The sequence below is a fragment of the Oceanibaculum indicum P24 genome, assembly GCF_000299935.1.
GTDB classification, from domain to species: Bacteria; Pseudomonadota; Alphaproteobacteria; order Oceanibaculales; family Oceanibaculaceae; genus Oceanibaculum; species Oceanibaculum indicum.
Genome location: NZ_AMRL01000030.1, coordinates 20,876 through 36,327, shown reverse-complemented (window position 1 = coordinate 36,327; position 15,452 = coordinate 20,876). Strand labels below are relative to the sequence as shown.

Below are 15,452 nucleotides of genomic sequence, written 5' to 3'. Positions count from 1 at the left end.
GCGCCGCCCGCGCCGGTCGCGCAGTGCCGATGCCGAGACGCCGGAGGCTGTCGCCGCACCGGAAGCCGGCGATAATGCTGAGCAGCCGGCCGCGCCGGTGCGCCGCCGTCGCGCGCCCCGGGTCCGCAGCGCCGATGCCGAGCAGGGCACCTTGCCGGTGGAAGAGGAAAGCGGCGCCGCCTGAGCGGGCTGTGCAGACTGTCTCTCGGTCGATCAGTTTTTCTGACTGTCATTCCCGGGCTTGTCCCGGGAATCCAGGGTTCAGTCTGATCGGCCGGGCATCCAGTTAGCTGAGGCCTGGACCCCCGCAATAAATGCGGGGGTGACGGGCGGAGTGGACCGAGACGCTTTTGCGTCGCCTCAAGGCAATAGAAAAACCCCCGGGATTGCTCCCGGGGGTTTTTGCTTTTGCGGCAAACGGCCTGGGGTCAGGCAAAACAGTCTCAGGCGGCCTGCTCCACGATGCGCTTGCCGTTGATCGCCAGCAGGCCATCCTCGACATCGACCTTTACCCGGTCGCCATCATGGATCGAGCCTTCCAGGATCATGGTCGCCAGCGGGTTCTGCAGTTCGCGCTGGATCACCCGTTTCAGCGGCCGGGCGCCATAGACCGGGTCGTAGCCGGCATCGCCCAGCCAGGCCTTCGCCGCGTCCGACAGGTCGAGCGCGATATTGCGGTCTTCCAGCAGCTTGTACAGACGGCCCAGCTGCACCTCGACAATGCCGGTCATGTTCTCCCGGGTCAGCCTGTGGAACAGCAGGATATCGTCCAGCCGGTTCAGGAATTCCGGGCGGAAGGCGGCGCGCACCACCTCCATCACGGCGGCCCGCATGCTCTCCACATCGGCACCGCTGGCATCGCTGGCCATTATCTCCGACCCCAGATTCGAGGTCATGATGATCAGCGTGTTGCGGAAATCGACCGTGCGGCCCTGGCCATCGGTCAGGCGGCCATCGTCCAGCACCTGCAGCAGCACGTTGAACACGTCGGGGTGGGCCTTCTCGACCTCGTCGAACAGGATCACCTGATAGGGCCGGCGACGCACCGCCTCGGTCAGCGCCCCGCCCTCCTCATAGCCGACATAGCCGGGAGGCGCGCCGATCAGCCGGCTGACGGCATGCTTCTCCATGTATTCCGACATGTCGATGCGCACCATCGCCTGCTCGTCATCGAACAGGAATTCTGCCAGCGCCTTCGTCAGCTCCGTCTTGCCCACACCCGTGGGGCCGAGGAACAGGAAGGAACCGATCGGCCGGTTCGGGTCCTGCAGCCCGGCGCGGGCGCGGCGGATGGCGTTGGACACGGCAATGATGGCCGGGTCCTGGCCGATCACGCGCTGGCGCAGCTTGCCCTCCATGGTCAGCAGCTTCTCGCGTTCGCCCTCCATCATCTTGTCGACGGGGATGCCGGTCCAGCGCGAGACGATCTGCGCGATCTCCTCCGCCGTCACCTCCTCCTTCAGCATGTGATGGCTGCCGTCATCCTCGGCACCCTTCAGCTTGCGCTCCAGCTCGGGGATGACGCCATACATCAGCTCGCCGGCACGCTGCAGCTCACCGCGCCGCTGCGCGATCTCCAGCTCGGTGCGGGCCTGGTCCAGCTGTTCCTTCAGCTTCTGGCCAGCGGACAGGCTTTCCTTCTCGCTCTGCCACTGCGCGGTCAGGTCGGCGCTCTCGCTCTCCAGCTCGGACAGCTCGACCTCCAGCTTCTCCAGCCGGTCGCGCGACGCGGAATCACTCTCCTTCTTCAGCGCCTCACGCTCGATCTTCAGCTGGATGATCTTGCGGTCCAGCTCGTCGATCTCCTCGGGCTTCGAATCCACCTGCATGCGCAGCCGGCTGCCGGCCTCGTCCACCAGGTCGATGGCCTTGTCGGGCAGGAAGCGGTCGGTGATGTAGCGGTTGGACAGCTGCGCCGCCGCGACGATGGCGCTGTCGGTGATGCGCACGCCGTGATGCAGCTCGTACTTCTCCTTCAGCCCGCGCAGGATGGAGATGGTCTCCGGCACCGACGGTTCGGACACGAAGACCGGCTGGAAGCGCCGCGCCAGGGCGGCGTCCTTCTCCACATGCTTTCGGTATTCGTCCAGCGTGGTGGCGCCGACGCAATGCAGTTCGCCGCGCGCCAGCGCCGGCTTCAGCATGTTGGAGGCGTCCATCGCGCCATCCGCCTTGCCCGCACCCACAAGCGTGTGCATCTCGTCGATGAAAAGGATGATCTCGCCGGCCGCCGAGGCGATCTCGCTCAGCACCGCCTTCAGCCGTTCCTCGAACTCGCCGCGGAACTTGGCGCCGGCAATCAGCGCGCCCAGATCGAGCGACAGCAGCCGGCGGTTCTTCAGCGTCTCCGGCACGTCGCCATTGACGATGCGCTGGGCCAGCCCCTCGACGATGGCGGTCTTGCCGACGCCGGGCTCGCCGATCAGCACGGGATTGTTCTTGGTGCGGCGCGACAGAACCTGGATGGTGCGGCGGATTTCCTCGTCGCGGCCGATTACCGGGTCGATCTTGCCTTCGCGCGCGGCGGCCGTCAAGTCACGGGCATAGCGCTTCAGCGCGTCATAGCCCTGCTCGGCGGTCGCGGTATCCGCGGTACGGCCCTTGCGGACATCGTTGATCGCCTCGTTCAGCTTCTGCGGGGTGAGGCCGGCCTCCTTCAGGGCCTTGCCGGCATCCGTGCCGTCGGCCATGGCGAGCGCCAGCAGCAGCCGCTCGGCGGTGACGAACTTGTCGCCCGCCTTCTCGGCGATCTTGGTGGCCTGGTCGAGGATGCGCGCCAGCTCCGGCGAGAGATAGACCTGCCCTGCGCCGCTGCCCTCGACGCGCGGCAGCTTCTCCAGCACCGCGTCGGTGGTGGCCAGCGCCTTGGCGGGGTCGCCGCCCGAAGCGCGGATCAGGTTGGCGGCCAGCCCTTCCGCATCGTCCAGCAGCACCTTCAGCAGATGCTCCGGCATCAGCCGCTGATGGCCGCGCGTCAGCGCCATGGTCTGGGCCGACTGCAGGAAGCCCTTCGACCGTTCGGTGAATTTCTCGATGTCCATGCGATTTCTCCTTTTGCGACACATCGATCCGTGCTGCCCGTAAGGCCATTTCCGAGGGCGCGGCCCCGCCTGGCGGCGGCCGCATCGGAAGAGGATCCATGCTCTGTGCTAGAGATGGCGTGTCCTTTGTGTCACACAAGAGGCGGGTGCGTGAATAAGTGGCTGGAATCGCGCGTTGACAGGGCACCCTATAGGTTTAGAGAGTGAAGCATGTCCGATTCGCCGACCCTTGCCCGCCTGTGCCGCTACCCCGTGAAGGGGATGAGCGCGCACGACCTCGAATCCGCCGCCCTGTCGGTCGACAAGGCGCTGCCGCATGACCGGCGCTTCGCCATCGCCCACGGCTCCACCACCGATCTGCCGCCGGATGGCGGCTGGGCGCCCAAGGCCAATTTCGTCACGCTGGTAAACTGCGCCAAGCTGGCCGGCATTGAGGCGGCTTTCGAGCCGGAGACCGGGCATCTGACGCTGAAGCGCGACGGCCGGCAGGTGGCGCGCGCCGACATCACCACGCCGCTGGGCCGCACCATCGTCGAGGATTTCCTGCGTGCCTATCTGGCCGGCGAGGTGCGTGGAGCGCTGCGGTTGATCGAGGCGAAGGAGGATGCCTTCACCGATTCCCTTGACGGCAAGCTGTCGCTCATCAACCTCGCCAGCATCCGCGATCTGGAGCGAGTCACCGGCCATCCGGTCGATCCCATCCGGTTCCGCGGCAATCTCTATATCGAGGGGCTGCCGGCCTGGGCGGAATTCGGCTGGACCGAGGAGACGAAAGTCCAGCTGGGTGAGGTCGGGCTGAAACTCTACAAGCGCATCGGCCGCTGTGCCGCCACCAATGTGAACCCGCAGACGGCGGAGCGTGACGCCAACCTGCCGCTGGCGCTGCGCCGGGGCTTCGGGCACTTCGACATGGGTGTCTATCTGCAGGTGACCGAGCCGGGCACCGTGCGGACCGGCGACACGCTGACGGTTTCCTGAGCAAGTAAGGCCTCATTCTCTGCCGCTAACCCCCTCCTCTGACTGCCATTCCCGGCCTTGTGCCGGGAATCCAGGGTTCAGTTTACTCGACAGTCGATCCAGCAAGCGGAAGCCTGGACCCCCGATGTGCCCATGGGCAACAAGTGCGGGGGTGACGGGAAGAAAAATGGGGCGATGCCGGTGCGTAATCACCGGCATCCTCATCTCTGTAACTTCCCGGCTTGACCGGGCGGCGAGGGGCGGGTAGGACAGGATCATTATGGCAAAACGCACCTTCATCAGGATCGAGGCTGTCTCTCTCGCGGGAATTCCGTCGGAATCCCGGAACGAGTCCGCCCGCCGCGCGCCATAATCCAACGCTGAAATAAGAACAGCCGAGCGCGCCGGACCCTGACGAAGGCGCGCTTTTTTATTTCTGCCAGGCTGCTTGCCACCAAAATCCAGCGCCCCGTCTGTCCGGCTCCCTCGGCGGAGGAATGAAGAATGTCCGTCGCCGCCAGTCTTTTGAAAGACACCCGCCCGCCTGCCGAGAGCGGCCGGCCCAACTGGGATGAGACCCGCGCCACGCTGAAGCTGGCGCTGCCGCTGATCCTGGCGCAGCTCGCCCAGATGGCGATCAACACTACCGACGTGGTGATGACCGGCTGGCTGGGGCCGGAAATGCTGGCCGCCGGTACGCTGGCGACCAACTACATGTTTCCGCTGTTTTTCCTGGGCATGGGGATTCTGGCGGCGGTCGCGCCGATGATCTCGCAGGCGCTGGGGGCGCGGCAGTTCCGCAATGTCCGGCGCAGCGTGCGACAGGGATTCTGGGCCGGAGCCGCGCTGTCGGTGCCCTATTTCTTCGTGCTGCTGTTCTCCGCGCCGATCATGTCGCTGCTGGGCCAGCAGCCGGAGGCGGTGACGCTGGCGGAGAGCTATCTGCATGTCTCGCTGATCGCCATCCCCTTCGTCCTGTGGCTGATTCCGCTGCGCATCCTGGTCGCATCGCATGGCAAGGCGCATTTGGTGCTGATCAGCTCCACCACCGGCTTCTTCCTGAACATCCTCGGCAATTACACGCTGATGTTCGGCAATTTCGGCTTTCCGAGGCTGGAGCTGGTGGGCGCGGCGGTCAGCTCCGTGCTGGTGAACATCGCCATGTTCTCCGTGCTGCTGGCCTATTGCCTGACGAACCGGCGGCTGCGGCGCTATCGCATCCTGGCGCGCTGGTGGCGGCCGGACTGGTCGCGCTTCGCCACCATCTTCCGCATCGGCGTGCCCAGCGGCCTGACCAACCTGGCTGAGGTCGGGCTGTTCTCGGCCGCCAGCTTCCTGATCGGCGCCATCAGCATCCAGGCGCTGGCGGCACACGCCATCGCCCTGCAATGCGCGGCGCTCAGCTTCATGGTGCCCTATGGCCTGTCGCAGGCGACGACGATCCGTGTCGGGCTGGCGGTCGGGGCCGGCAACCGGCCGGGCGTGCGACGGGCAGGCGTCATCTCGCTGTCGCTTGGCCTCGGCTATGCGGCGCTGGCGGCGCTTGGCTTCTGGCTGGCGGGGGATTTCATCGCCGGCCTGTTCCTCGATCACGCGCTGGCGGAGAATGTGCCGGTCATCGAGATCGCGGTGCGGCTGTTGCTGATCGCGGCCTGGTTCCAGCTGTTCGATGCCACCCAGACCATCGCGCTGGGGGCGCTGCGCGGCCTGCGCGATACCGCTGTGCCGATGGCCTATGCGATTGCCGGCTATTGGGGGCTGGGCTTCACCGGTGCGGTGGTGCTGGGCTACTGGGTCGATATCGCGCCGGGCTGGGGCGGCGTCTATGGCGTGTGGCTGGGTTTCGTGATCGGCTTGGCCAGTGTCGCGGTGGCGCTGACCCTGCGCTTTCTCGCCCGGTCCAGACTCTAGCGGGATAAACCCCCGACTTGTGCCAAGACGGCGGCGCCGGTATGGTGCCGCCGACTTCGCGACACAACAGGTCCTTGGGGCGCATGCGCAGTTTTCTGGATTTCGAGAAGCCGATTGCCGAGGTCGAAGGCAAGATCGAGGAGCTTCGGCACCTGTCCGGCGGCAGTGAGATCAACATCGCCGAGGAAGTGGCCCGGCTGGAAGGCAAGGTCGAGCGTCTGCTGTTGACCACCTACCAGAAGCTCACTCCCTGGCAGAAGGTGCAGGTCGCCCGCCATCAGGACCGGCCGCGCTTCAAGAACATCGTCTCGCACCTGATCGAGGAATTCACGCCGCTGGCCGGCGACCGGAACTTCGCCGAGGATGCCGCGTTGCCGGGCGGCCTGGGGCGGTTCCGCGGCCATTCCGTCGTCGTCATGGGGATGGAGAAGGGCGCGACCACCGAGGAACGGGTGCGCCATAATTTCGGCATGGCGAAGCCCGAGGGCTACCGCAAGGCGCGCCGGCTGATGGAGCTGGCCGACCGGTTCGGCCTGCCCATCGTCACCTTCATCGATACGGCGGGCGCCTATCCCGGCGTCGGTGCGGAAGAGCGCGGCCAGGCCGAGGCCATTGCCCGCTCCATCGAGGCCTGCCTTGCCGTGAAGGTGCCGGTGATCGCCTGCATCGTCGGCGAGGGCGGTTCCGGTGGCGCCATCGCGCTGGCCGCCGCCGACCATGTCATCATGTTCGAGCATTCGGTCTATTCGGTGATCTCGCCGGAAGGCTGCGCCTCGATCCTGTGGCGCAGTTCCGACCAGTCTCAGGTTGCCGCCGAGGCGCTGCGGCTGACCGCGCAGGACCTCCACAAGCTCGACGTCATCGACGAGATCGTGGCCGAGCCGGTGGGCGGCGCGCATCGCCGGCCGGGCGACGCGCTGACCGCGCTGGGCGATGCCGTGGAGAAGGCGCTGAAGACGCTGCTGCCGCTGGACGGCAAGGAGCTGAAGGCGAAGCGCCGCGAAAAGTTCCTCGCCATGGGCAAGATCGGCCTGTCCTGACCGTTTTTCCCGACCGGGTTTTGAGGGGCTGCGTTAGAACAGCCCCTCGATCTCACCCTTTTCGTTCACATGGATGGCATTGGCCGCCGGCACGCGCGGCAGACCGGGCATCGTCATGATGTCGCCGCAGATCGCCACCACGAATTCCGCCCCCGCCGACAGCCGGACCTCGCGCACAGGCACGATATGGCCCGACGGCGCGCCGCGTGCCGCGGCATCGGTCGAGAAGCTGTACTGCGTCTTGGCGATGCAGACCGGGAAATTGCCGAACCCATCCGCCTCCAGCTGCTCGAAGCGCTTGGCGACGGTGGCGTCGAAGGCGATGTCCTCGGCGCCATAGATCGACCGCGCCACGGTGCGGATTTTCTCCGCCAGCCGCATCCCGTCGGGATAGAGCGGCTTGAAGTTGGACTGACCGCTATCCGCCAGCTCGGCCACGCGTGCGGCCATCGCCTCAATGCCTTTGCCGCCTTCCGCCCAGTGCCGGTTGAGGAAGCAATCCACGCCCTGCGCCCGGCAGAATTCTAGCACGGCGGCGACCTCCGCCTCGGTATCGCCGGTGAAGCCGTTGATGCCGACGACCAGCGGCACGCCATATTTCCGCACATTGGCGATGTGCCGGCCCAGATTGGCGAGGCCGGCCTCGACGGCGGCGACATTCTCCTGCCCCAGATCGGCCTTGGCGACGCCGCCATGCATCTTCAGCGCGCGCACGGTGGCGACGAGGACGGCGGCATCCGGCGCCAGTCCCGCCTTGCGGCACTTGATGTCGAAGAATTTCTCGGCGCCCAGATCGGCACCGAACCCGGCCTCGGTCACCACATAGTCGGCCATCTTCAGCGCTGCCTTGGTGGCGATCACCGAATTGCAGCCATGCGCGATGTTGGCGAACGGCCCGCCATGCACGAGGGCCGGGTTGTTCTCCAGCGTCTGCACCAGATTGGGCATCAGCGCATCACGCAGCAACGCTGTCATCGGCCCGGCGGCCATCAACTCGGCCGCGCGCACCGGCCGGCGGTCGCGGGTATAGCCGATGACGATGCGCCCCAGCCGGGCCGTCAGGTCTTCCAGGTCGGTCGCCAGGCAGAAGATCGCCATCACCTCGGAGGCGACCACGATGTCGAACCCGTCCTCACGCGGGTAGCCGTTGGCCACCCCGCCCAGCGAGCTGACGATCTGGCGCAGCGCCCGGTCATTCATGTCCACCACGCGGCGCCAACTGACGCGGCGGGTGTCGATGCCGATCTCGTTGCCCCAGTAGATGTGGTTGTCGATCAGCGCCGCCAGCAGGTTGTTTGCCGCCGCAATGGCGTGGAAGTCGCCGGTGAAGTGGAGGTTGATATCCTCCATCGGCACGACCTGGGCATGACCGCCGCCAGCAGCACCACCCTTCATGCCGAAGCACGGGCCGAGGCTGGGTTCGCGCAGGCAGATCATCGCCTTCCGGCCGATCCGGTTCAGCCCGTCGCCGAGGCCCACCGTGGTGGTGGTCTTGCCCTCGCCGGCAGGGGTCGGGCTCATCGCCGTGACCAGGATCAGCCTGCCGTCCGGCCGGTCCTTCAACGATGCAATATAGCCAAGATCGATCTTCGCCTTGGTCGGGCCATAGCGGTACAGCCGGTCCGCCGGGATCGCCAGTTTCGCGGCAATCTCCTCAATCGGCTTGAGGCGCGCTTCACGGGCGATCTCGATATCGGATTTCGGCTTGCTGACCATCGCGTTCTTCCCTGTTTCCGGTTTTCTTTATGGCCGCGGCGGGCCAAGGCTGGCATTGTGTTTGAAGGTACTTGGCTATGACGGACGGCACTATGGCGAATCTTTCCGCCATTCGTCCAGCAAGGCCGTTAACCTTTGCTTAATTCGACGGCTACTAGGCTGGGCCAGTGCGGCACTGGCCGTCTTTGTGGGGATTCAGAACAATGTCCGGCAATAACGCCACTGACCTTAAGCCCGAAATCCTGAAGCTTTTCGCCTTCACCCAGAAGATCCGGCGTGAACTGGCGGCGATCCGCAAGCCGGGCGAGGATACCGACCATTTCAACAGCATGTCGCAGGAGTTGGACGCCATCGTCGCGGCGACCGAGGATGCGACCAACACCATCCTGGAAAGCGTCGAGGCAATCGACGCCATCGCCCAGGAAATCCGCGACATGGCACCGGACAACAAGCCGATGACCAAGAAGCTGGATGCCATCGGCGACCGTATCGGCGCGGTGTTCGAGGCCTGCACCTTCCAGGACATTACCGGCCAGCGCGTTTCCAAGGTCGTGACCTCGCTGAAATTCATCGACGAGAAGCTGAATACCATGGTCAGCCTGTGGGGCAAGGACGAGCTGGCACGCCTGTCCAAGGAAATCGGCGAGGATGCCCGCGAGGGCGACGCCGCCCTGCTGAATGGTCCGCAGCTGAAGGGCAAGGGCGTCAGCCAGGACGATATCGACCGCCTGTTCGACTGAGCGGGGTGGAGGCGATGGGGCCGGCCCATCGCGGGCGCGTCGCGGCGGGGCGTGGCTTCGCCAGCGACCGCATGGCGCTGGAGCCGGTGCATCAGGGGCTGCAGGCGCTGGCGGGCGGTATCGGCATGGTGCCGGGCACGCTGAATTTGCTGCTCGACCTGCCTTTTGTCGGATTTCTGCCCTTCTATGTGACCGAGGCCGATCTGGGCGTTACCGTGTGGACCGACCATGCGCCGGCCCGCAAGGGGCTGTCGATTGGCCGGGCGCTGATTGCCGGGCGCTATCGCGGGCTGATCCTGCGCGGCGACGAGCCGGACTATCCGGCCAACCAGGTGGAGATCGCCTGCGAGGTCAGGCTGCGTGAGCATCTGGGACTGGCGGATGGCGACCGCCTCGATTTCCGGCTGGTCGACAGCTTCAGATAGGCCTCATGTCACGGCCCAGCCGATCAGGGCGGCGCCGATGACCAGCTGGAAGATGCCGCCGACGATGCGCGCCCCGATGAAGGCCTGCAGCGCCCCCACGATGAACAAGGCTCCCAGCGCCAGCAGCACCCAGGCGAACAGGCTGGCATCGTCCATGCCGGCGCCGCTGGCCACCCCGCCGAAGAAATCCGAGAAGATGGCGCCCAGTGAGTCCAGGGCGCCCAGCACCGTATCGGCAATCCAGGCCAGGCCCGCGCCGATGATCTCGCCCACATCGCGCAGTATGTTCACTTCGACCATGATCGCAGACCCTTCCCGGCGGAGACAATAAGGCCACATTTTCAATGTTTTGTGGCGTTAACGATTGATTCAGCTTAACCGTGTTTAATTGCGTCGTGGCGAACATTTGAATCGGTTGGCCACGGAAAGGCAAGGCAAGGTCATGTTCGCGAGATTGAAGGAAATGCTCTCAACCGACGAGCGCCGGATTGCTCCGCGCGTCGAGCCGGTCGGGGATTGCTTCGTCGAACTTGACGGGCATCGCTATGCGCTGAAGAACTGGAGCCTGACCGGCCTGTTCTTCGGTCCGTGCGACCAGGTCGTGCCGAAGCAGAAAATCTATCTGCGCCTCTGCGTGAAGGACGATGTGGTCAATATCGACTTTCCGGTCGAGGCGGTGGTGGCGCGGGTGCAGCCCGACGGCATGGTCGGCGCCTTCTTCTACAGCATGAATCCGGGGCTGAAGAAGCAGATCATCAAATATTTCACGCATCAGCGCGAGCTTGCCGGCGACGAGAATTAAGCAGCGCCGCCAGCCGCTTTGGCAATGGCGCGGCGATAGCCCTCCGGCAGGGCCAGACCGGCCAGATCATCCACTGCGAACAGCCCGGCATCCAGATGCTCCTGGCTGAAGCTGAGCGATCCCAGATCGTGCTTCAGCCGGCAGGCGTAACTGACGATCACCACCTCGCGGTCTACCTGGGCGATGCGGTAGGTCCAGCAATCCAGCAGCGGACCGACCACGACATCGAGATACAGCTCCTCGAAGATTTCCCGGTGCAAGCAGTTTTCCGGCTGCTCGCCCGGTTCCAGACGCCCGCCCGGCAATTCCCATTCCGCGCGCTCGTTGCGCAGCAGGATCACCTGCCCGCGATGCAGGATCACCCCCTTGATCGACACCGGAAAGACAGGGCCTGCCATATGTGGAGTCCTAGGTGGTGATGGCGGCGGCGCCGAAACCGATCAGCAGCGCGCCGGCGAAACGGTTGATCCAGGGCAGCGCCGTATCCGGTATGCGCCCCCGGATTGCCGTAACGAAGCCGGACAGCAGCACCCACCACAGGGCGGAGCCGACGAACACCCCGACGGTCAGGCCAATCGATTGCGACGTCTCGCCGCCGGCATGCATCAGCCCCAGCCCGGCGAAGATCGCGATGAAGGACAGGATGGTCATCGGGTTGGTCAGGGTCAGCGCAAAGGTGGCGATCACCTCGCCCGCCAGGCCCAGCTTTCCGCCCGGGGCCAGGAAGGGAAGGATGGGGCGTTCGGGCAGCCGGTCGGCATCGGCATAGATCACGATGGCCTTGATGCCGAGCAGGATCAGGAACACGCCTCCGCCGATCTTCAGCACATCCTGCCAGGCCACGAAGAAATCCATGACCGACACCAGCCCGAAGGCGGCGACGGCGCCATAGGTGCCATCCGCCAGTGCTGCCCCCAGCCCGACCGCCAGCCCAGCCGGCAGGCCGCGCTTCAGCGTGCGCTGGATGCACAGCGCGCCAATCGGGCCGACCGGGGCGGCGATCGCGAAGCCGACGGCCAGCGCCTTATAGAAGAAAAGCAGGTCCATCCGGGGTCCGTTCGGGTGCTGCCGGGCGATTGTTTTCGCGGCGGCTGTGGAAAATGTTGATGAAACTGTGGATGGAAAGTAAAGTAAAAAAAATATCCGTAAAACCAAACTCCCCAGATAATATGGCTTTCGATTCGGAAAGTGTTCTAGACAAGGTTGGCTGGCAACTCCTGCGTGCTTTGCAGGAAGATGCGCGGTTATCCTTCAGCGAGCTGGGCCGTCGTGTGGGGCTTTCCTCACCCGCCGTGGCCGAACGCGTGCGCCGCATGGAGGATATGGGCATCGTCGCCGGCTACCGGGCGACCATTGATCCGACGCGACTGGGCTTTCCGACACTGGCCTTCATCCATCTCAGGCTGAATGGCGACCAGTATGCCCGCGTCGCCGCGATGGCCCGCAATCTGAGCGAGATCATCGAATGCCACCATGTTACCGGCATCGACTGTTTCCTGTTCAAGGTGCTGGTCTCCTCCCCGGCGCATCTGGAGGCTGTGATTGCCCAGCTGCGGACCTTCGGCCAGACCAGCAGCTCCATCGTGCTGTCCTCGCCGGTGAAGAGCAAGATGCTGCTGTCCGGCCCCAGCGTGCGCATCGAGCCTTAAGCCGGTCTAAAAGAAATTTGGGAAAGATTCCGTCCCGGATGGCTTGACGGGGCGGGCGGGAGCGGCTACAAACCGCGCTCTCCTGAGCCGGATTGCCGGCTGGGTACGCTATTTTCTGGGCCAGAAGCCCGCTCAACCGTCAGGGCTTGCCCTGCCATAGGAATTCGGAGACGAGACATGGCGAAACGCTGCACGATCACCGGCAAGGGCGTGCTGGTCGGCAACAACGTCAGCCACGCCAACAACAAGACCCGCCGCCGTTTCCTGCCGAACCTGCAGGAAACCTCGCTGCTGTCCGATGTGCTCGGCATGGTCCGCGTGCGACTCAGCACCAACGCGATCCGCACCATCGAGAAGAATGGCGGCATCGACGCCTATCTGCTGAACACCCGGGTGGCCGCGCTGACCACCGAGGCGCGCCAGCTTAAGCGCCGCGTGGTGAAGGCGATGGAGAAGAAGCAGGCCGCCTGATAGCGCCGCTTCCAGAGATACGCAGAGGCCCGCTGAAAAGCGGGCCTTTTGCTTTTGGGGTTCAGCAGGCTTCCGGATCGAGCGTGCGGGTCAGGCGCTGGCTGCCCAGCAGCGCGAATTTCAGGGTCAGTGCCTTGCGCCGCGCCGGCGCCAGCCGTGCCTCCGGCGCCTCGCGCAGGATGGCCGCACCGAACCGGTCAGCGACGATCAGCCCTGGCTCGTCCGGCAGGATGTCGTGCGGAAACCCCTCCCCCACGGCGAAGAAGAACCGGTCGCAGAACTCCAGATAATCGCGCCATTTGCGGTCGCTGCGGAAATCCTGCACGGAGGATTTCACCTCCACCACGGTGATGCTGCCATCCGGCGCCAGCGCCATCACATCCACCCGGCGGCCGGTGCGCAGCGTCACCTCGGTCAGCGTGCCATGGCCGTGTGCGGCGAGCAGCCGGCAGGTGCCGCGCACGATATCGCTGGCGATAAGCGGCGACGCCGCGATTGCGGGCACGGTGGCGGGCAGGCTGCTCATTGCCGGATGCCAATGGCGCCGCGCAGATCGCAGCCTTCCAGATTGGCACCGCGCAAATCGGCCTCGGTGAAATCGGCATCCTGCAGGTCAGCGCCCGACAGATCGGCATTGCGCAGCACCGCCTTCACGAAGCTGGCGCTGCGGGCGACCACCTTGCGCATGTCGATGCCCGACAGGTCCGCCTCGACGAACTTCGCGTGCTCCAGCTGGCTGGTCCAGAACTGGGTCACCGCGCCGAAGATCGGCACCGGGTTCATCTTGGCGGCCACCAGCCGGGCGCCGGTCAGGTTGGCGCGCTTCAGATTGACCCCGCGCAGGTCAGCGCGCGAGATATCCGCGCCGCGCAGGTCGGCGAAGCCCATATCGGCCATCAGCAGCTCGCATTTCTGCAGGTCGGTTCTGGCGAGCACCGCGAACTCGAAGGCCGCGGCGGAGAAGTTCAGCTCTGCCAGCTTCATGCCGGAAAGGTCGATGCGCGTCAGGTTGGCGCGGCGGCCCTTCTTCCCGGCGGTCCTGATCCAGTCCACATGCTGGCGCACCAGCGTTTGCAGCGTGATATCCAGCGTGTCGAAATGCACCGGCTTCAGCGCGTTCTGGAAGCTGGCTGAGCCGTAATCGACCGTGCCGAAGACAGCCCCCGCCAGATCCGCGCCGGCGAAGGAGGTCTCACTCAGGATGGCGCCGATCAGGATGGCGCCATGCAGCACGGCGCCGTCGAAGGTCGCCTCCGTCAGGTCCGCCCCTTCCAGGATGGAGCCGGTGAGGTTGGAGTTGCTGAGGTCGGCGCGCACCAGCTTCACATTGCGCAGGATGCAGTCGGTCAGGTCGGTCTGCACGATGAAGGCGTTCGACATCTTGGCGTTCGACAGGTCGGCGCGGGCCAGGATCGCGGAGCCGACATCGGTGGTGCGGGCATGCTGGCCGATGCCGACCAGATTGCCCTTCTTGTCGGGGCGCATCAGCAGCCCGTCGCGCAGGTCGCATTCGACCATGTTGGCATTGGTCAGGTCGGCACCGCGCAGATGCACACCGCGCAGGTCGGTGCGGGTGAGGTCCGCGCCGCGCAGATTGGCCTGCGTGAGATCGGCGCCGAACAGGCTGGCCGCGCGCAGCGTGGCGCCCTCCAGCACGGCGTGATGCAGCCGCGCGCCCGACAGGTCGGCATTGGACAGGTCACGGCCGGAAAAATCCAGATAGGACAGGTCGTGCAGCAGGAAATTGGCACGTTGCCCGCCCATGCGGCCGCCGACGAACTGCTCATGCAGGTCAAGCGCCCGGTCAAGCTCCTGTTGCGCCAGGCGCTTCCACTCGAAGCCGCCATCGTCACCAAGCGACGGTGTCCTCGTCATGCGCGTTCCCGGCTGGCTGTCATTACGCCAGACTGGCGCGCTTCTGTGGCTTTGTCGAGGCGCCTTAGGCTACAGGGTCTGGGCTGCCGCCATGATCTGCAGGCCCCCCTCATAGATCATCGCCAGTGCCACATAGAGGATGATGGCAAGGCCCACATAGGCAACCCAGCGGTGGCGGTTCAGCAGGTTGGCGATCAGGCTGGCGGCCAGCCCCATGAAGGCGACCGACAGCACGAGGCCGATCACCAGCACCTCCGGATGCTCGCGCGCCGCCCCGGCTACAGCCAGCACATTGTCCAGCGACATCGAGACGTCGGCCAGCACGATCTGCAGCGCTGCCTGCGCGAAGGTCTTGCGCGGCAGCTCGGGTGCTGCCTTGCTGGCCGGGTCGGTGAAGCTCTCATCCGCGCTGTCGAGGGCGGCGTTGGCGGCCGCCTGCTCCGCCGCATGGCCGGCGCGCAGCTCGCGCCACATCTTCCAGGATACCCACAGCAGCAGGATGCCGCCGGCGAACAGCAGGCCGATGACCTGCATCAGCTGCGTGGTCATCAGCGCGAAGATGATGCGCAGCACCGTCGCCGCCGCGATGCCCAGCATGATGACTTTCACCCGCTGGTCCTTCGGCAGGCCGGCGGCGGCGAGGCCAACGACAATGGCATTGTCGCCTGCCAGCACGATATCGATCATCAGCACCTGGAAGAAGGCGCTCAGCATATCTGGCGTCAGCCAGTCGAAGCCTAGCATGGGTAAGGGTCTCTCAAGGCAGGAGGCTCTTACATCGCATGCCGGCCCCTTCTCCACAAGAGGGCGGCTCTACAACAGGCG

Annotated in this window: 18 protein-coding genes; 10 read left to right on the top strand and 8 right to left on the bottom strand. The window is 65.4% G+C overall.

Going from position 1 to position 15,452, the window contains the following annotated elements; all coding sequences use genetic code 11:
• A partial coding sequence (locus tag P24_RS20320; RefSeq protein WP_008945926.1) for a hypothetical protein occupies positions 1-184 on the top strand: 184 nt, incomplete at its 5' end.
• Between the two features lie 259 nt (positions 185-443).
• Here the strand turns inward: P24_RS20320 and clpB are convergent.
• Complete coding sequence (gene clpB / locus P24_RS16705) at positions 444-3,041, bottom strand: ATP-dependent chaperone ClpB (RefSeq protein ID WP_008945925.1); 2,598 nt, start codon at positions 3,039-3,041, stop codon at positions 444-446.
• 210 nt (positions 3,042-3,251) lie between these two features.
• Here clpB and P24_RS16700 point away from each other — a divergent pair, with 210 nt between their 5' ends.
• The 3 genes from P24_RS16700 to P24_RS16690 all read left to right on the top strand — a co-directional run bounded on the left by P24_RS16700 (position 3,252) and on the right by P24_RS16690 (position 6,949).
• Complete coding sequence (locus P24_RS16700; protein ID WP_008945924.1) at positions 3,252-4,019, top strand: MOSC domain-containing protein; 768 nt, start codon at positions 3,252-3,254, stop codon at positions 4,017-4,019.
• Between the two features lie 483 nt (positions 4,020-4,502).
• The gene (locus P24_RS16695) at positions 4,503-5,909 is read left to right on the top strand and encodes an MATE family efflux transporter (protein ID WP_008945923.1); all 1,407 of its coding nucleotides are present in this window, start codon (positions 4,503-4,505) and stop codon (positions 5,907-5,909) included.
• Positions 5,910-5,992: 83 nt separating this feature from the next.
• Positions 5,993-6,949 (top strand): acetyl-CoA carboxylase carboxyltransferase subunit alpha, encoded by a 957-nt coding sequence (locus tag P24_RS16690; protein ID WP_008945922.1) that lies wholly within the window; start codon positions 5,993-5,995, stop codon positions 6,947-6,949.
• A 33-nt stretch (positions 6,950-6,982) separates the two neighbouring features.
• Here P24_RS16690 and P24_RS16685 read toward each other — a convergent pair whose 3' ends face one another.
• Complete coding sequence (locus tag P24_RS16685) at positions 6,983-8,665, bottom strand: formate--tetrahydrofolate ligase (protein ID WP_008945921.1); 1,683 nt, start codon at positions 8,663-8,665, stop codon at positions 6,983-6,985.
• Here P24_RS16685 and P24_RS20175 point away from each other — a divergent pair.
• From P24_RS20175 to P24_RS16675, 3 genes are read left to right on the top strand one after another with little or no spacing between them, the layout of a single operon-like run.
• Positions 8,655-8,882 (top strand): hypothetical protein, encoded by a 228-nt coding sequence (locus P24_RS20175; RefSeq protein ID WP_147430994.1) that lies wholly within the window; start codon positions 8,655-8,657, stop codon positions 8,880-8,882. The genes P24_RS16685 and P24_RS20175 overlap by 11 nt on opposite strands.
• Positions 8,869-9,405 carry a protein phosphatase CheZ gene (locus tag P24_RS16680; protein WP_008945920.1) on the top strand — a complete coding sequence of 179 codons (537 nt, stop codon included), beginning with the start codon at positions 8,869-8,871 and terminating at the stop codon, positions 9,403-9,405. Before P24_RS20175 ends, P24_RS16680 begins: the two co-directional genes overlap by 14 nt.
• A gap of 14 nt (positions 9,406-9,419) precedes the next feature.
• Complete coding sequence (locus tag P24_RS16675; RefSeq protein WP_008945919.1) at positions 9,420-9,830, top strand: DUF120 domain-containing protein; 411 nt, start codon at positions 9,420-9,422, stop codon at positions 9,828-9,830.
• Between the two features lie 3 nt (positions 9,831-9,833).
• Here P24_RS16675 and P24_RS16670 read toward each other — a convergent pair whose 3' ends face one another.
• On the bottom strand, positions 9,834-10,130 hold the full coding sequence (locus tag P24_RS16670) for a hypothetical protein (protein WP_008945918.1): 297 nt from the start codon (positions 10,128-10,130) through the stop codon (positions 9,834-9,836).
• Positions 10,131-10,272: 142 nt separating this feature from the next.
• Between P24_RS16670 and P24_RS16665 the strand changes: the two genes are divergently transcribed.
• Positions 10,273-10,632 (top strand): PilZ domain-containing protein, encoded by a 360-nt coding sequence (locus P24_RS16665; RefSeq protein ID WP_008945917.1) that lies wholly within the window; start codon positions 10,273-10,275, stop codon positions 10,630-10,632.
• On the opposite strand, the gene P24_RS16660 is transcribed toward P24_RS16665, so the two are convergent.
• On the bottom strand, positions 10,629-11,030 hold the full coding sequence (locus tag P24_RS16660; RefSeq protein ID WP_008945916.1) for an NUDIX hydrolase: 402 nt from the start codon (positions 11,028-11,030) through the stop codon (positions 10,629-10,631). The two genes, P24_RS16665 and P24_RS16660, sit on opposite strands and share 4 nt — an antisense overlap.
• A gap of 10 nt (positions 11,031-11,040) precedes the next feature.
• Positions 11,041-11,679: a LysE family translocator gene (locus tag P24_RS16655; RefSeq protein ID WP_008945915.1), complete on the bottom strand. Its 639-nt coding sequence runs from the start codon at positions 11,677-11,679 to the stop codon at positions 11,041-11,043.
• 53 nt (positions 11,680-11,732) lie between these two features.
• On the opposite strand from P24_RS16655, the gene P24_RS16650 reads away from it, so the two are divergent.
• Together P24_RS16650 and rpmB are read left to right on the top strand one after the other, a co-directional pair.
• Entirely contained in the window at positions 11,733-12,281 is a 549-nt protein-coding gene (locus P24_RS16650) for an Lrp/AsnC family transcriptional regulator (protein ID WP_322095731.1), read from the top strand.
• Between the two features lie 177 nt (positions 12,282-12,458).
• Positions 12,459-12,752 (top strand): 50S ribosomal protein L28, encoded by a 294-nt coding sequence (rpmB, locus tag P24_RS16645; RefSeq protein WP_008945913.1) that lies wholly within the window; start codon positions 12,459-12,461, stop codon positions 12,750-12,752.
• A gap of 61 nt (positions 12,753-12,813) precedes the next feature.
• Here rpmB and P24_RS16640 read toward each other — a convergent pair whose 3' ends face one another.
• From P24_RS16640 to P24_RS16630, 3 genes are all read right to left on the bottom strand, one after another.
• Positions 12,814-13,278 (bottom strand): MmcB family DNA repair protein, encoded by a 465-nt coding sequence (locus P24_RS16640; protein WP_008945912.1) that lies wholly within the window; start codon positions 13,276-13,278, stop codon positions 12,814-12,816.
• Positions 13,275-14,627 (bottom strand): pentapeptide repeat-containing protein, encoded by a 1,353-nt coding sequence (locus tag P24_RS16635; protein ID WP_008945911.1) that lies wholly within the window; start codon positions 14,625-14,627, stop codon positions 13,275-13,277. The genes P24_RS16640 and P24_RS16635 overlap by 4 nt, the downstream gene beginning before the upstream one ends.
• A gap of 69 nt (positions 14,628-14,696) precedes the next feature.
• Positions 14,697-15,371, bottom strand: a complete 675-nt coding sequence (locus P24_RS16630; protein ID WP_008945910.1) for a TerC family protein — start codon at positions 15,369-15,371, stop codon at positions 14,697-14,699.
• Positions 15,372-15,452: the final 81 nt, after the last annotated feature.

What these genes read in the sequence shown, in the direction of transcription:
- clpB (WP_008945925.1), bottom strand. Translation starts at nt 3,041, where the DNA reads ATGGACATCGAGAAATTCACCGAACGGTCGAAGGGCTTCCTGCAGTCG.
- P24_RS16700 (WP_008945924.1), top strand. Translation starts at nt 3,252, where the DNA reads ATGTCCGATTCGCCGACCCTTGCCCGCCTGTGCCGCTACCCCGTGAAG.
- P24_RS16695 (WP_008945923.1), top strand. Translation starts at nt 4,503, where the DNA reads ATGTCCGTCGCCGCCAGTCTTTTGAAAGACACCCGCCCGCCTGCCGAG.
- P24_RS16690 (WP_008945922.1), top strand. Translation starts at nt 5,993, where the DNA reads ATGCGCAGTTTTCTGGATTTCGAGAAGCCGATTGCCGAGGTCGAAGGC.
- P24_RS16685 (WP_008945921.1), bottom strand. Translation starts at nt 8,665, where the DNA reads ATGGTCAGCAAGCCGAAATCCGATATCGAGATCGCCCGTGAAGCGCGC.
- P24_RS16680 (WP_008945920.1), top strand. Translation starts at nt 8,869, where the DNA reads ATGTCCGGCAATAACGCCACTGACCTTAAGCCCGAAATCCTGAAGCTT.
- P24_RS16675 (WP_008945919.1), top strand. Translation starts at nt 9,420, where the DNA reads ATGGGGCCGGCCCATCGCGGGCGCGTCGCGGCGGGGCGTGGCTTCGCC.
- P24_RS16670 (WP_008945918.1), bottom strand. Translation starts at nt 10,130, where the DNA reads ATGGTCGAAGTGAACATACTGCGCGATGTGGGCGAGATCATCGGCGCG.
- P24_RS16665 (WP_008945917.1), top strand. Translation starts at nt 10,273, where the DNA reads ATGTTCGCGAGATTGAAGGAAATGCTCTCAACCGACGAGCGCCGGATT.
- P24_RS16660 (WP_008945916.1), bottom strand. Translation starts at nt 11,030, where the DNA reads ATGGCAGGCCCTGTCTTTCCGGTGTCGATCAAGGGGGTGATCCTGCAT.
- P24_RS16655 (WP_008945915.1), bottom strand. Translation starts at nt 11,679, where the DNA reads ATGGACCTGCTTTTCTTCTATAAGGCGCTGGCCGTCGGCTTCGCGATC.
- P24_RS16650 (WP_322095731.1), top strand. Translation starts at nt 11,733, where the DNA reads ATGTTGATGAAACTGTGGATGGAAAGTAAAGTAAAAAAAATATCCGTA.
- rpmB (WP_008945913.1), top strand. Translation starts at nt 12,459, where the DNA reads ATGGCGAAACGCTGCACGATCACCGGCAAGGGCGTGCTGGTCGGCAAC.
- P24_RS16640 (WP_008945912.1), bottom strand. Translation starts at nt 13,278, where the DNA reads ATGAGCAGCCTGCCCGCCACCGTGCCCGCAATCGCGGCGTCGCCGCTT.
- P24_RS16635 (WP_008945911.1), bottom strand. Translation starts at nt 14,627, where the DNA reads ATGACGAGGACACCGTCGCTTGGTGACGATGGCGGCTTCGAGTGGAAG.
- P24_RS16630 (WP_008945910.1), bottom strand. Translation starts at nt 15,371, where the DNA reads ATGCTAGGCTTCGACTGGCTGACGCCAGATATGCTGAGCGCCTTCTTC.